A 15,965-nucleotide genomic window follows, 5' to 3' on the forward strand; every position below is an offset into this window, starting at 1 on the left:
ATGGACGAGACCGCACTCGATCGCGACGCGCTGTGGGCCCAGTGCCAGCAGATTTTGCGCGCCGATGACTCGGTGTCGAATCGCCACCTCGCCTACGTCACGCTCTCGAGTTTGCGCGGATTTCTCGAGGATACGGCCCTTATTGCGGTGCCAAACGCGACCGTGAAGGACCTGTTTGAGATGCGGATTCCCGAGCAACTCCGCTCGGCTCTCTCTCAGGCAATTGGGAAGCCCGTCACCTTCGCGGTCACGATCGATCCCACGCTTGGTCTCGATGATGCTCCCGATTCGCCCGCGCCGGCCCCCGCTCCCGCCGTTGACAACATTGTGGATAACTCTGTGGATTCATCGGGAACAATCGGCATCCCCCCACGTCACGATGGGGATAACTCTGTGAATGCGGCGCCGACGGGAGCCCAGCAAGCGTCGGACCCTACGCCCTACTCTCCCTACGCCCCGGCCGAGCCCGCCACGAAAACTGAGCGGACTGACGCGCCGCACGCTCCCTCCGAGCTTCCCACGGGCTCTTCGCTCGGGAACGATTCGCGACTGAACCCGAAATACACCTTCGCGACATTCGTGGTGGGTGCCTCGAACCGCTTCGCCCAAGCCGCCGCCTACGCCGTGGCCGAGCAGCCCGCCCTCGCCTACAACCCCCTGTTCATCTACGGTGGCTCGGGACTTGGGAAAACCCACCTCCTCCACGCCACTGGCCACTACGCCAAGCAACTGCACCCGAACATCCAGGTGCGCTACGTGAACTCCGAGGAATTCACGAACGACTTCATCAATTCGGTGCAGTCGGGTCAGTTCGGTAAGGCCCAGGAGTTTCAGCGGCGCTACCGCGACATCGACATTCTGTTGATCGACGACATTCAGTTCCTCCAGCGCGCCCCCGAAACCCTCGAGGCGTTCTTCCACACGTTCAACACGCTGCATAACGCGAATAAGCAGATCGTCATTACCTCGGATCTTCCGCCAAAACTTCTCGGTGGCCTCGAAGATCGCATGCGCTCACGCTTCGAAATGGGGCTCATGACCGACGTGCAGCCGCCGGATCTCGAGACCCGCATCGCGATCTTGCGTAAGAAGGTGGCGGCCGAGAACAACGAGGAGGTGCCACGCGAGGTACTCGAGTACATCGCTGAAAACATCTCCTCGAACATCCGCGAACTCGAAGGCGCCCTCATTCGCGTGCAGGCGCTGCACTCACTGTCGAAGCAGCCCATGGACGTTGCCCTTGCGCAAAGTGTGCTCAAGGATTTGCTCACGCACGACGGCGGCGCGGAAATCACCCCGAATCTCATCATTGCGGAAACGGCGGCCTACTTCGGCTTCGGAGTCGACGAGATCAAAGGGACGGCCCGCACGCGCGCTCTTGTCACGGCGAGGCAGTGCGCGATGTACCTGTGTCGCGAGCTCACGGAAATGCCGCTCATGGCGATCGGCGATGCTTTCGGCGGGCGCGATCACACGACCGTGATTCACGCTTACAAGAAGGTCTCGACCCTCATGAAGGAGCGCCGAGCCCTGTTTAACCAGGTTACGGAGCTCACGGCGCGGGTGAAAGCGAACGCTCAGGAACAGGGTCGGCGCTAAGCCTTCGATAGTTGCGGCAAGTGCAACGCTCCTGCTCACGAGCAAGGTATCCAGAATTGTGGATAACTTTGTGGAGAATGTGCACGCACGGCATGACTCTTGTGAGTAGGGAGCGAGAGTGCACGCGAAAAAATGCCAGTTATGCCCAACACTTCCACAGCACCTCGTCGTTACTCGCACCGAATCCGAAACTTGTAGTTTTCAGCCTGACCTGCAGAGATACCGGTTATCCACAGCATCAACAGCCGTAATTAAGAGGGTTGTTTAAACTTGGGACACGGGTGATGGGGAAAACTCGCGTCGCTGCGAATGCTCGAGCCTCGACGGATGTGGAAGCCTTGGGGACGAGAATGACAAACGTGTAATTTTGACCCAGGCGCGAAGTCAAGAATTTGGCTAAAGTTGGAAAGTACGCGCGAGGGCGCGGGAAGCTTTTTCGTAAAGGAGCCGAGGCGTGAAATTTCATCTTGATCGGGACGTGCTGAGCGATGCCGTGTCGTGGGCAACCCGCACTCTCCCGCAGCGCCCCGCAATGCCCATCCTCCAAGGCGTGAGGATCGTTGCCGAAGATGGCGAACTCAAGTTTTCCACCTTCGACTACGAAGTGAGCGCCCACATTTCCGTCGAGGCGGAAATCGACGAGCCCGGTGAGATTCTTGTGCAGGGCAAGATGCTCAACGACATCGTGCGCGCGCTTCCCCACAAAACGGTCTCCGTCACCCACGAGGGCCCGAAGGTAGAGATCCTGTGTGGGTCCTCGCGGTTCTCACTCGCGACCCTCCCCGTCGCCGAATACCCGGTCCTTCCCGAGATGCCGCCCGTGGTGGGCACGATCGATTCGGGAACCTTTGCGCGCGCGATCGCGCAGGTCTCGATCGCCGCAAGTAAAGACGACGTGGTTCCGCTCCTCACGGGTGTGAAGGTCACAATCGAGGGCGAGAAGGTCATGATGGCCGCGACCGACCGCTACCGCCTCGCGGTTCGCGAGTTCACGTGGAACCCCGCGAATCCTTCGAGCGAACTGAGCGCACTCGTGCGTTCGCGCACCCTTACCGACGTTGCCCGCTCCCTCAGCGGGGGTAACGTCGAGGTCGCCCTCAGCGAAGGCGACTCCGCGAACCTCATCGGTTTTGAATCTTCGGGCCGCCGCACCACCTCGACCCTCGTTGATGGCGACTACCCGCCCGTGCTGCGCCTGTTCCCCGATGTCACTCCATACACCGTGAGTGTCGCGACCGCCCCGCTCATCGAGGCCGTCAAGCGCGTGAGCCTCGTGGCTGAGCGCAACACCCCCGTGCGCCTCACCTTTAGCGAGGGCCAGGTTGCTCTCGAAGCAGGCGACGGTGACGAGGCGCAGGCGAGCGAAGTTCTCGAGGCCAACGTTGAAGGCGGCGACCTCGTGGTGGGCTACAACTCGGGCTTCCTGCTCGATGGTCTCGGCGCGCTCGGCACCGATTTCACGCACTTCTCGCTTCCCGATTCGGTCAAGCCGACGGTGCTGCGTGGCCAAGAGTCGCTCGAAGCGTCGCCGGAGGAGCACTACCGCTACCTCCTCATGCCCATGCGCATCTGAGCGCCTGATCCTCGATGCACCTCAAGGCGCTCGAACTCACCAACTACCGCTCCTACGCGCATGCCTTCTTGCGCTTCACACCCGGGATCACCGTGTTCGTGGGGGCAAACGGCCAGGGCAAAACGAACATCGTTGAAGCCCTCTGGTACCTCGCAACCCTTTCCTCGCACCGCGTGGCACACGATGCTGCCCTCGTGCGCCGAGGCGAGACAACTGCGATCATCCGCGCGATGTGCGAGCGTGCTGGACGCGATGTACGGATCGACATGCAGATCGCCCCCGGTCGAACGAACGAGGTGCGCCTTCACTCACAGCCGCTTGCGCGCCCCCGCGAAATCCTCGGTCAGGTGCGCGCCGTGATGTTCTCGCCCGAGGATCTCGCCCTTGTGAAGGGCGAACCCGAAGGCCGGCGCCGCTTCCTCGACGAAATCCTTTTCGAAATCGCCCCCCGTTTTGCGAGCATCAAATCCGACTACGACAAGGTTCTTCGCCAGCGCAATCACCTTCTCAAACAGATGCGCGCGATGAATAAGGGCCGCGGCGGAAAACACGCTGCAGACGAGATTGGTGGCATGGACCCGCGCGAGGCGGCGGAAACGACGCTCGACGTGTGGGATGAACAGCTCGCCCGCCGCGGTGCTGAACTTATGCGTGCACGGCTCCACCTCGTCAACCGCCTTCGCCCCCACGTGGGCTACTCCTACTTGCGCGTTTCGAGCGACGAAGGCGCCGACCCCAATCTTGGCCTGGGCCCCGAAGGGCGCGGTGCAGTGTCGAGTCCCGCGAATATCCGCTACGCCTCGAGCGTTCTCGAGGGAGGGCTCGCCGCCGCGTCCGATGCCGAAACGACTCGTGACGAACCGCCCCTGCCGAGCCTCCAGCAGCTCCACGACGCCCTCCTCGCCCACATCGCTGAGCGCCGCGACGATGAAATTGACCGCGGCGTGAGCCTCGTGGGGCCCCACCGCGATGACCTCGAAATTCGCCTGAGTGACTTTCCCGCGAAGGGATATGCAAGCCATGGCGAATCGTGGTCCCTCGCCCTCGCGCTGCGCCTCGGCTCCTACGACCTCCTCACGATCGAGGAGGGCGACCTTGGCGACGGCGAACCGATCCTTATCCTTGACGACGTGTTCAGCGAGCTCGATGCTCACCGTCGCGAGCGCCTGGGGCGCATCATCAAAGGCGCGGCCCAAGTGCTCATCACGACGGCAAACGATGCCGACATCCCCCGTTCCATTGGCGACGACGTGCATGTGGTGGACGTCGTGAAGGGCTCCGCAACCGTGCGCGAAGGCGGGCCGCGCGGGGCGAGCGACATGGGGGCCACGTGGTGAGTGAAACCAGCGGCGGTCACGATCGGCAAAGGCCATCACTGAATCCCTATGCCCTCGGAACGTGGCAGCAGGGTGGTGGTGCCGAGCAAGGGCACGGTGTTCCCGAACAGGTTGCGGGGCAGCCCCGTGGCGAAGGTGGGGGCGAGGGCAGCGAAGCAAACGTCGGACCGCGAATGACCGATGAACTCGCGCCCGATACCGACGCGAAACCTCGTGACTTCTCGCGCCCCGATGAGCTCGGCCGGCGCGCCCTCAACCAGGCTCGTGCCGCCGCGAAGAAACACGGCTATCGGCCGCGCGCGAGCCGTCTCACGAAACCCAAAGGTGATCCGCGTGGTGAGCGAGCCCAGGGTGCCGGCTATTCGGGGGCGCGGCCCGATCCGCGCGATCCACAGCGCCTGAACACCGTGCTCGAGAAGATGCTCGTGAACCTCGGGTGGGATCGCGGTCTGAGCGCGGGGCGCGTGCTCGCCGAATGGGACGACATTGTGGGGCCGGCCATCGCACAGCACTCCCACATCGAAAGCTTCGAGGAAGGCATGCTCGTGGTGAGCACCGATTCATCGGCGTGGGCGGCGCAGCTGCGCATGCTGGGGCCGCAAATCGTGACCCGAATCCACGAGCGCGTGGGAGCGCAGGTGGTGAGCGAGATCAAGGTTGTGGGGCCGAGCACGCAATCCTGGAAGAAGGGCCGGCGCACCGTACATTGGCGAGGGCCGCGCGACACCTACGGGTAGTGCAGCCGCGATGAAAGTGGTGAAAAATCGCCCCCTCACGTAGGCAGATGGCGCTTTTTGGCTCTTTTTCACCACTTTCGTGATTCGGGGGTGGTGATGGGTGGGGGTGAGGAGGGGTGATGGCGGATGTAGGGGAGATGAGGCGGGGTGGGGAGGTAAGGAGGGGCGAAGGCTGGTGCGGGTGAGATGCAAAAGAGGGCCGAAGCCACTTGGCTCCGGCCCTCCTTTTTACAGGGCACCTATGGGATCAGGCCCGACGCTTGCGAGCGATCATCGCGCCACCAGCTGCGAGCAGCGAGAAGGCGAGACCCGCAACGGTGAGGCTCTCGGCACCGGTGCGCGGAAGCGGGCCGCGCGCCTCAGCGGGAGCAGCGGGCTTCGAGTGATCGGCATCGTCGCTCGAATCGTTGATCGGAATCGTCTTGCCGCCATCGGAAGCATCAGCGGAATCATCAGCTTCCCCGTCAGCGGGCGCCTCGTCGTTCGGCTCGTCGACGGGAGTGCCCGAGTCCTCGGAAGGCTGCCCCACCTCATCGTCGGCGGGAAGATCAACCGCGGGCGCGGCCGACGTGCTCACGTCCCAGTTCTTCGCAAAGAAGTTCGCCGGATCGATCGTGCTGTTCTTGGTTGCCCAGTCGATCATGAGGTCACGGATGGCCATCTGCTCGTCGTAGACGATTTCGGCATCCTTGACGGCCGGATAGCCCGAGCCGCCCGACTGGCGATAGTTGTTGAGCGCGAGGATGAACTCGTCGTTGTCCTTCACGGGGGTACCGTCGGGCCACGTGAGGTTCTCGATGCGTTCCCCAACGGGCTTGGAGATGTTGATGTGGTAGCTCACGCCCGAGAGAACGTCGTAGGAGTAGTCGGGAATGCCGCGGGTCATGCCGTCGTACTGGGCGTTCGTGACGGTCGACCAATCGTCGATCTTCGCGCCCTCCTCCTGCTGCTTGTAGTAGCGAGCCGAGTGCTCGAGGTATTCCTTGAGCTCCGCGCCATTCATCTTCACACCCAAGAGGGTGTTGTCGTAGATGTAGAGCGAGGCCATATCGGCGATCGTGACATCGCCCTTCTTGAACACGGCCTCGCGTGAGAACGGCGAGGCTTCCGCAACGATCGGCAGGCCTTCGTTCTTGGTGCCCTTCATCGCGCGCTTGATCTCTTCGGTTTGCACGTAGTTGATGAAGTCGAGGATCGCGGTGTCTTCCCATGCCGAATCGGCGGCGGGCATGTCTTCGGTTGCCTGTGCAACGACCTTCTCGACCCATTCCTTGGTCTTCTCGTGCCAATCGGAAATGAGCTTTTCAATTTCGGGGTCGGCGGAGTAATCCGCGGCATTGAGGGCAACGGCGCTCGGCTTCTCCTTCTCGTTCCAGTCAACGACGATCTCGCCGCCCTTATCGAGGCTCAGCGGGATCGTGATGTTCGAAAGGAAACGCCCGTGGTAGCCGGGCTGCGTGAAGAGAACCTCGTGACCGTCCTTGTTGGTGTAGTAGTTCTGCACCTGGTCGGTCTGGTGCGAGTGGCCGCCGATCACCACATCAACGCCGGTCGTGTTCTCGGCGATCGAGCGCGCGGCGTTTTCCTGGAGGTCCTTCGGATCCCATTTGTAGCCCTCCGGGTCGAGGCCAGTGTGGGCGAGAACGACAACGACATCCGCGCCCTGCTTCTTCACCTCGGGAACGTATTTCTGGACAGCCTCGACCTGGTCACCGAAGTTGAGGGACTCAACCTTTTTGCCATCCCAGCCGGGGATACCGGGCGTGACGACGCCGATCACGGCGATCTTCACGTCGTGGCCGTCGGCGGTCTTCTTGTTCACGAAGGTGTAGGGCTCGAGGTAGGGCTCGCCGGTCTTCTTATCGGTGACGTTAGCGCCGAGTAGAGGGAATTCGAGAGCGCTCTTGTAGTCCTGGAGTTCGTCGAGGCCGTAGTTGAACTCGTGGTTGCCCACCACGCCCGCGTCGTACTTGAGGTAGTTGTAGATCGTCGCGATCGGGTCAACGTCGCCACCGGCGTGATCGCGCTTGTAGACCGTCTCGAGGGAGGAGCCCTGGTTGGCGTCGCCGTTGTCGAGGAGCGCAACGGCGCTCTCACCCTTTTCGTCGCGTACCTGGTTGATCGCAGTGGCGAGGTGGTCCATGCCGCGAAGATTCTTCGGGTTCTCAGAGGTGCCGAAGGGCTCGCCCGTGAAGTAGTTGTAGTTGAGCGCCGTGCCGTGAGTGTCGGTCGTCGCAAGAATCGTGATGTCGTCGATGTCGGTTCGGTCGCCGTCGGCCGCGAACGCGGGGGCGCCCGCGGTCAAAAAGAGTAGGCCGGTGAGCGCAGCTGCCGTTGCTTTGCGCATGGGATCTCCTGGTGAATGTGGAAGGATAACGGGATTTTCGGAATTTAAGCGCAGAAAGTTACGGGTGGGTGAACGGCGGGGCACGGCACAGGGTCACTTTGACAGGGCCGGAAGGTTCCGACGGCTGACCAGGCCTTTCATTTTTTCCGTGTCATTTTTTGAGCAACTGGCCACTTAAGTCCCGCATTGTGTCTAGGCTTCAGTGATAACTGAGTCACATACTCTCCTCTCGTCTCTTCCCCGGCTTCGAGTCTGGCGTGTTGAAGATCCCGGTGTTCTCGGTTTGTTTCCTCGCAGTTTTATTCAAAGGAGAACAGCGTGTCCCCAGGCTTTATGCGCAAGGTGCTTGCCGCGTTGTCGGTGAGCGCCGTCGCCGCGGGTTTTGCCGTCCCGGCAGCGCTCGCAGCACCTACCGATGATCACGAATCAGCGCCGGCGATCTCGCCGATTCAGCGCGCGGCGATTCAGAAGCAGCGTGAGAAGCGGGGCACTCGCCCCGTGTCCAATGAACGCGTGCGCGTTGTCGTCATGCTGAAGGAGCAGCCGCAAGCCCCGAGCGAATCCGGCGAGAAGAGCCGTCTTTCGCACCAGGCAAAGTTGCTTGAGTCGTGGAAGGCGAAATACGAGCTGAAGGTGGATCGACAGTTCGGGTATCTCGTCAATGGCTTCAGTGCCGAAATGCCCGTGGGCAAGATCCAAAACCTCGCGACCGAGAAGCAGGTTGCGTCGGTGCGCCGCGAGCGCGTGTACTACCAAAGCGAATACTCGGCACGTGAGCTTCAGGGTGTTCCCGCGGCATACAAAGACTTCGGCGTTGACGGCGAGGGCACGGTGATCTCGATCATCGACTCGGGTGTGTATGCGGGCCACCCGGATATGCGCCTTGACGACGGCGTTTTTAAGAACGCAAAAATCAAGAGCATCAATCCCGAAGCGGCCGGCAAGTTCAACGAGAAGGTGCCGACGGGCTACAACTACGCGGATGACAACTTCGAGGTCATGGACCTCACCGATTCGCAGCACGGCCAGCACGTTGCGGGTATTACCGCGGCGAATGGCTCCGAGGGGGACACCCCCGACTTTGCCTCGACGGGCCGCATCGATGGCGCTGCTCCGAACGCGCAGTTGCTGGCGATGAAGGTCTTCTCGAACGACCCGAAGAAGTCAGCTAGCGCGAATGATGGCGACATCATCGCCGCGATCGAAGACTCGGTGAAGCTCAAGGCCGATGTCATCAACATGTCGCTCGGCAGCCCGAATGGTGTTCCGGATCTTTCCGACGGCGCCTATGAGGCCATGAAGAAGGCCCGCGAAGAGGGCGTGATTACGCTCGTGGCCGCGGGTAACGAAGGCCAGAACTTCTCGCTCGAGGGTGGGTCGAACGACGCGCTCGGCCGCCTCGATGACGGCACGACGGGCAGTCCCTCGACGAACGATTCGGCATTCTCGATTGCCTCGGTGAACAACTCGACCCTGAGTGTTCCGCTCGCGTACTTTGAGGCGAACGGTGAGCGCACCGACATTGGCTATCTCGAGGGCGTGGGCGAGCCCGACGCCAAGCCTCACCCGTACGAGTACGTGGGTCTCGGCCGCCCGGAGGACTACAAGGACGGTATCGATCTCAAGGGCAAGTACGCGCTTATTTCGCGCGGCGAGATTTCGTTCGCGGAAAAGTTCCAGTACGCCCTTGATCACGGCGCCGAGGGCGTCATGGTGTTCAACAGCGACGGCGAAGAGGGTTACCGCGGCATGGCGGGCATCGACAAGTTCGAGACCTTCGGTGCTGCCCTCACGAACGAGCAGGGCCACCAGCTCATCGACGCCCTTAAAGCAGACCCGAACGCGACCGTGACGTTCACGGACGAGATCAAGCAGGATCCCGCCCCCGATGGTCTCGAGCCCAGCTCGTTTACGTCGTGGGGCACCCCGAACGACCTGTCGTTTAAGCCGCAGCTCGCGGGCATCGGCGGCAACGTGTACTCGACCGTCGGCGAAAACGAGTACGAGAACATGAGCGGCACGTCGATGGCGACCCCGAATGTCGCGGGCCTCAGCGCGCTTCTCACGCAGAAGTTCGCGGAGCGCTTCCCGGGCATCACGGGTAAGGAACGCGTCGAGCTCATCGAAACCTCACTCATGAACACCGCGAAGATCCTCGAAAACGAGGACGGCACCCCGTACCTTCCGCGCCAGATCGGGGCGGGTCTCGCGGAGGTCGATCGCGCGCTCGCCACTGACGTCACGGCCACCGTGGATGGCGAGGCAGCCGTCGCACTCAAGCAGATTAATGGGCCGACGACCTTCACCGTCACGCTCACAAACCGCGGCGATCAGGACCGCACGTTCAGCATCCCCGCGCAAAAGGTGCTCGGGGAAACCAATGAGGCGGGAAAGCCCACTCTTGCCACGGTCTCGAATGAGACGCTGGCGGCGTCGGCCTCGAAGGTAACCGTGCCCGCGGGCGGAACCGCCACGGTGCAGTTCACCCTCACCCCGCACACCGGTGCGGGCAATCACTTCATCGAGGGCTGGGCCCAGTTCAAGGGCGAGAACGGTGCGCTTGACATTGCCGTTCCCTACCTCGGTTTTGTGGGCGACTGGAACGAGGAGAACATCATCCAGGAGCCGGGCAAGCCGTGGATCGACGATGGCCCCGCCGACAACACGAACCTCGTGGGCGCCCTCGGTGAGGACACCGCCCAGTTCAACAACCCGGATGAAGAGCCGCTTGCGCTTTCGCCGAACGGCGACGGCGTTCTCGACACGGTGACGCCGGGCATGCTGCTCATGCGTAACGCGGATGAGGTCGAATACGAGATTCTCGACGCGAATGGCAAGGTCATCGCGAGCCTCGGCAAGGATGAGATGCTTCGACGCATGATCGGCTCGAAGGTGCCGACCGCGTTCGACGGCGACCTTACGTTCATGGGTCGCTCCTTCGACGGCACGCTGTGGGATAAGTCGACGGGTGAGCAAACACCACTTGCCGATGGCTCCTACACGTTCCGCCTCAAGGCACGCATTGCCGAAGGGTACGAGCCGCAGATCACGGACCTGCCGTTCACGGTGGACACCGCGGCGCCTACGGTCGAGATTCTCGACAAGGAACCGGGCCGCGTGCACTTCACGGCCGTGGATAACGACGGCGGTTCCGGCCTCCTCGACGATCCCATCGTGCTTGATGCGAACGGCGACCAGGTAGAGGTCGAGAAGCAGACCGATGGCAGCTTCGTGGCAACGTTCGACCCCGCCACCCCGTATGTGACGGTGGGCGCGCTCGACAACGGCTTCAACGAGGGCTCCACGATCGTCACCTTCAGCACCGAACCTCTGTTCGTGAACGTCAACGGATACAGCATCCCCGAGGGGGAGAGCGCGTACGTGGGTAAGGATTCCGACGGTGCCCTCGAAGTATCGGGTGTTGTGCAGGGAGAGGTTTCCCGCGTCACCGTGAACGGTGAGGAAGCGAAGATTACTGATGGCACGTTCGAGTACGTCGATAAGGCCTATAAGGGCCCGAAGCCGTACACGCTCGAGGTCATCGCCTACGACGCTTCCGGCAAGGAAATCGCGAAGCGCACCATCACGGTGGAGCAGGATGCGAAGGCGCCCACCATCACGATCGACAAGAGCGCGCTCAACGACAACGGCAAGCTCGTTGTGGCCGAGGACGGTAGCTTTACGCTTTCCGGCACGATTGCCGATGAGCGCGAGAACGCCGACCTGAAGGCGTGGATCTTCAACGAACCCGTCGAGGTCAAGCCGGATGGCACCTTCACGTACACCGGGACGGTCGATCCGAGTGTTCCCGTCGTGACCGTGGTGGCGAGCGATGGCGCCACGGAGGGCACCCTCGATGTCGAGATCGAGGGCCGCGAGGCGCCTGCGCCCGAAGAGCAGCCCGAGGACAACGGCTTTGCTCGCCCGACCTACGACATCGAGACGTGCGATGCGGAAGAGAACTGGTGTGACATCAGCTCGAAGAGCGAGGGTGTGAGTGAGGATGGAAAGACCCTCCACCTCACCGGCAAGATCCAGGATCCCGTGAGCTCGATCGAGTTCATTCCCACCTCGCGTGCGAAGGACGGCACGATCACGAGGAACGAGCCGATCGCCGCCACGATCGAGGGCGACACGTTTAGCGTTGACCTCCCGATCGACGTGGGCATCATCGATTTCCACCAGATCGTGAAGGACGACAAGGGTGAGGAGCAGTTCAGTGGTTCGTTCCGCCTGTGGGTGGATATCAAGCCGCCGAGCCTCCACTTCACGGAGCCGGGTCTCGTGGGTGGCACGCTCTACACGAACACCGATGACGTCACCTTCAAGGGATCGATCGGCGATGACGGCTGGGGTCACTACCTCGCGATCAACAACGAGTACCTGACCGACTTCGTGCGGTACAACCACACCGGTGAGGCGGTTAATCGCCAGGAGTTCGAGCGCCTCGTGACGGTTCGCGACGGCGACAAGCTCCTCGTGTACTCGAACGACTCGATGGGCAATGAGCTCGGCGCGGTCATTCCCGTTGTTGTCGATAAAGAGGCCCCCACCGTTGGCGTCGATACCGTCAAGGACATGGAGGTGATCCGCGACCAGCGTGAGCTCGAGGCGTGGGGCGAGGATTCCAACCTCGCCAATGTTGCGGTGAGCCTCAACGGTAAGGAGATCTACAACGCGGACACCGAGCTGACGAGCAAAGCCGCAACGATCGACGGCGTGCTCGCGCCGCCCGAGACGACCGACGGCGACAATGCGGAGGAGGTCACCCCGAACAGCGAGAATGCTGAAGAGGCGGCTTCCGATGCAGGCGACAGGAGTGCGCCTCGGCCAACGACCGTCGTGGATGGCACCGAGACGAGCACCGCGCAAACCCGGCTCGGCACGAAGATCACGACGGCAGATCTCCCGGCTGGTTTCTACACGGCCAGCGTGAAGGCGACCGATCTTGCCGGCAACGTCACGACGCACACCACGACGTTTATCGTCGACGACGACGCCGTGATCGAAGGACCCGACACGGTGGCCTTCGAGGTCGAACACGGTGCGCTCGCTGACCAGGCAGCCGCCGCGAAGCAGGTTCTCGACCACTACACGGTGACCGACGACGGCTCGGCGTTCAAGGACGGCGACACGACTCTCGCGCTCGCGCCCGGCACGGTCCTCGTGCCAGGCGAGCAGAAGGTCACGCTCGTCGCCACGGATGCCGACGGCCGCGCGGTTGTGCGCGTCGTGACGGTGACCATTACCGAGAAGCAGAAGGCCCCCGAGCCGAGCACGCCGGAGAACCCGGCGAACCCGGGCGATGACGCTCCAGAGCGCCCCGCGAACCCGGATACGGATGGCGGGAGGAACCCCTGTAAGCCACCCGTGAATGGTGGCGGCGAGGGTTCTCAGGCACCGGGGAAGTCCGACGGTTCCTCGGCCGAACGTCCGTCGAGGATTCCTTCGCGGGATGCCTCCTCGCCTCGTGGCTCGCATATGCCACGTACGGGTGCGGAGATTGCGGCGACCGCGGGCGTTGCAGCGCTCATTGTGCTCGGCGGCGTGGCGATCGTTGTGCTAGCGAGGAGGCGAGGCAAGAAGTAACGGATGGGCATTCGAAGGCATGTGCTCTCGAAGCAGTGATGCCCTGAGGTAGGCCCGGGAACGGGCCAAGAATTGGTGGGGTGCTGAAGGCCGGCAAGCGTCGGACTTCGCGCCCCACCTTTTTTCCTCGAATTGCATAGGGGTTGTGGGGGTTATTCCGCCCCGGCTTCCTTGAATTGCATAGGGGTTGTGGGGGTAATTCTGGTTTGGTCCGGTCTGGTCCGCCCCGCCCCTTTGGATTGCATAGGGGTTGTGGGGGTAATTCCGTTCTGGCCCGGCCCGGCCGCCCCGGGTGGTTCAAACCCCCGCTCGCCCTATGCAATTGGAAGGTGGGAGCGCTTTAAACCCCCGTTAGCCCTATGGAATCCGGGGGCTGCGATCGCCCAAACCTCCACAACCCCTATGGAATCCGGGGGAGGGGGCTGTGCTGACCGACACACGAGACCGCGATATGCACACATGAACCCATTTCTGGGGTTCCCGTGCGGTAAAATTTGAGGGTTGAGAGTGGTCGAGTCCCGCTCAGCGGCCCGCAAATGGCCCTGAGAGGCCACGGGCCCCCGATATGGGCCCCGCCCCGTACCCAGGGGTTGCGATGGCTCACGGGCCCTCGATCCTCACACCCGGGTTCAACCGACCCGGCATTGACCATCAAGGAGATTCCTTCGTGAGCGAAGCCCAGGAAAACGCACCGCATTACGACGCCTCGGACATCACGGTCCTCGAAGGCCTCGAGGCGGTTCGCAAACGCCCAGGCATGTACATCGGTTCGACCGGCGAGCGCGGCCTGCACCACCTCGTGTACGAAATCGTCGACAACTCGGTTGACGAAGCGCTCGCGGGCTACGCGAGTGAGATCACCGTGGACGTGCTCGAGGATGGCGGCGTGCGCGTGATCGACGACGGCCGCGGCATCCCGGTGGCGATGCACCCCACCGAGAAGAAGCCCGCCGTTGAGCTAGTGCTGACGGTGCTCCACGCGGGCGGTAAGTTCGGTGGCGGCGGCTACGCGGTTTCGGGCGGCCTTCACGGCGTGGGCTCCTCCGTGGTGAACGCGCTGTCGAAGCGTCTCGAGGTTGAGATTAAGCGTGACGGTTACGTGTGGCGTCAGCAGTACACGCACGGCGTACCGAACGCCCCGCTTGAAAAGGGTGAGGAAACGACCGAGACCGGCACGAGCGTGACGTTCTGGGCCGACGGCGACATTTTCGAGACCACCGAGTACGAGTTCGAGACGCTCCGCAAGCGTTTCCAGCAGATGGCCTTCCTCAACAAGGGCCTCAAGATCACGCTCACCGACCACCGCCCGGTGGAGGATCCCGTTGACGACGATCTTCCCGATCTCGACAATCTCGACCAGGACGTCGACGAAAACGACGGCATCAACGATGCGGCGCGCCCCACCGAAGCCGGCGTCGACACGGCCGAGAAGCCCAAGACCAAGTCCGTGACGTTCCTGTACGAGCAGGGCCTTGAGGACTTCGTCAAGTACATCAACAAGCAAAAGCGTGCCGAGGTGATTCACCCGGAGATCATTAGTTTCGAAAGCGAAGACACGGACCACATGATCTCGGTGGAGATCGCGATGCAGTGGACCTCCGCGTATTCGGAATCGGTGCACACGTACGCGAACACCATCAACACCCACGAGGGCGGTACGCACGAAGAGGGCTTCCGTAGTGCCCTCACGGGCGTGATCAACCGTTACGCGCGCTCGAATAACCTCATGAAGGAAAAGGACGCGAACCTCACGGGTGAAGACATCCGCGAGGGGCTCACGGCGGTCGTGTCCGTGAAGCTCGGCGAGCCGCAGTTCGAGGGCCAAACGAAGACCAAGCTCGGTAACACGATCGCGCGCACGTTCGTGTCGAAGGTGATGACCGACAAGCTCGGGGACTGGGCCTCGGCCCACCCGAACGAAATGAAGACGATCGTCACGAAGGCGCAATCGGCGGCCGCAGCCCGCGAGGCAGCCCGCAAGGCGCGCGATGCGACCCGCCGCAAGTCGCCGCTTGAAACGGGCGGCATGCCCGGCAAGCTTCGCGACTGCTCGAGCCGCAACCCTGCGATCAGCGAAATCTTCATCGTCGAGGGTGACTCGGCAGGCGGCTCGGCGGTTTCTGGTCGCGACCCGAAGACCCAGGCGATCCTCCCGATCCGCGGCAAGATTCTCAACGTGGAAAAGGCCCGCCTTGATCGCGCTCTTGACAATGCCGAGGTGCGCTCGCTCATCACGGCATTCGGCACGGGCATTGGCGAGGATTTCGATCCCACGAAGCTGCGCTACCACAAGATCATTCTCATGGCCGATGCTGACGTTGATGGCCAGCACATTTGCACGCTTCTGCTCACGCTGCTGTTCCGCTACATGCGCCCGCTCATCGAGCTCGGGCACGTGTTCATCGCGATGCCGCCGCTGTATCGCCTCAAGTGGACGAACTCGCCGCACGAGTACGTGTTTAGCGACGAGGAACGTGACCGCAAGCTCGAAGAAGGCCGTGCCGCCGGCAAGCGCATTCCGAAGGACAACGGCATTCAGCGCTACAAGGGCCTCGGCGAGATGGACTGGCGAGAGCTGCAAACGACCACGATGGACCGTGACCTGCGCACCCTCAAGCAGGTGACGATGGCTGAGGCTGCCGACGCCGACGCGGTGTTCAGCGTGCTCATGGGCGACGACGTTGATGCGCGCCGCCGGTTCATTCAGGAAAACGCGAAGGACGTGCGCTTCCTCGATATCTAAACCGGCGCCCCGAGGGGTAAGCCGCGGTTATTGAGAGAGC

The 15,965-nt window shown here is 62.4% G+C and carries 7 protein-coding genes; 6 read left to right on the forward strand and 1 reads right to left on the reverse strand.

The genetic code is table 11. The annotated features are described in order from the left end of the window. The 4 genes from dnaA (at position 1) to DAD186_RS00020 (ending at position 5,246) form a co-directional block, all read left to right on the forward strand. Complete coding sequence (gene dnaA / locus DAD186_RS00005; RefSeq protein WP_065246981.1) at positions 1-1,599, forward strand: chromosomal replication initiator protein DnaA; 1,599 nt, start codon at positions 1-3, stop codon at positions 1,597-1,599. Between the two features lie 454 nt (positions 1,600-2,053). Beyond that, a complete protein-coding gene (gene dnaN / locus DAD186_RS00010) occupies positions 2,054-3,172 on the forward strand; it encodes a DNA polymerase III subunit beta (protein ID WP_065246982.1) in 1,119 nt (372 codons plus the stop codon). Between the two features lie 14 nt (positions 3,173-3,186). Continuing rightward, positions 3,187-4,509 carry a DNA replication/repair protein RecF gene (gene recF / locus DAD186_RS00015; RefSeq protein WP_065246983.1) on the forward strand — a complete coding sequence of 441 codons (1,323 nt, stop codon included), beginning with the start codon at positions 3,187-3,189 and terminating at the stop codon, positions 4,507-4,509. Next, the gene (locus DAD186_RS00020; RefSeq protein ID WP_082991208.1) at positions 4,506-5,246 is read left to right on the forward strand and encodes a DciA family protein; all 741 of its coding nucleotides are present in this window, start codon (positions 4,506-4,508) and stop codon (positions 5,244-5,246) included. Before recF ends, DAD186_RS00020 begins: the two co-directional genes overlap by 4 nt. A 247-nt stretch (positions 5,247-5,493) precedes the next feature. Here the strand turns inward: DAD186_RS00020 and DAD186_RS00025 are convergent, their stop codons facing one another. Further along, complete coding sequence (locus DAD186_RS00025) at positions 5,494-7,593, reverse strand: bifunctional metallophosphatase/5'-nucleotidase (RefSeq protein WP_065246984.1); 2,100 nt, start codon at positions 7,591-7,593, stop codon at positions 5,494-5,496. A gap of 318 nt (positions 7,594-7,911) precedes the next feature. On the opposite strand from DAD186_RS00025, the gene DAD186_RS00030 reads away from it, so the two are divergent. Together DAD186_RS00030 and gyrB are read left to right on the forward strand one after the other, a co-directional pair. Beyond that, positions 7,912-13,182, forward strand: coding sequence for a S8 family serine peptidase (locus DAD186_RS00030; protein WP_157457045.1), 5,271 nt, complete (start codon positions 7,912-7,914; stop codon positions 13,180-13,182). A 667-nt stretch (positions 13,183-13,849) separates the two neighbouring features. After that, a complete protein-coding gene (gyrB, locus tag DAD186_RS00035; protein ID WP_082991209.1) occupies positions 13,850-15,925 on the forward strand; it encodes a DNA topoisomerase (ATP-hydrolyzing) subunit B in 2,076 nt (691 codons plus the stop codon). The last annotated feature ends 40 nt before the right edge of the window (positions 15,926-15,965 follow it).

It is taken from the genome of Dermabacter vaginalis, from assembly GCF_001678905.1.
GTDB classification, from domain to species: Bacteria; Actinomycetota; Actinomycetes; order Actinomycetales; family Dermabacteraceae; genus Dermabacter; species Dermabacter vaginalis.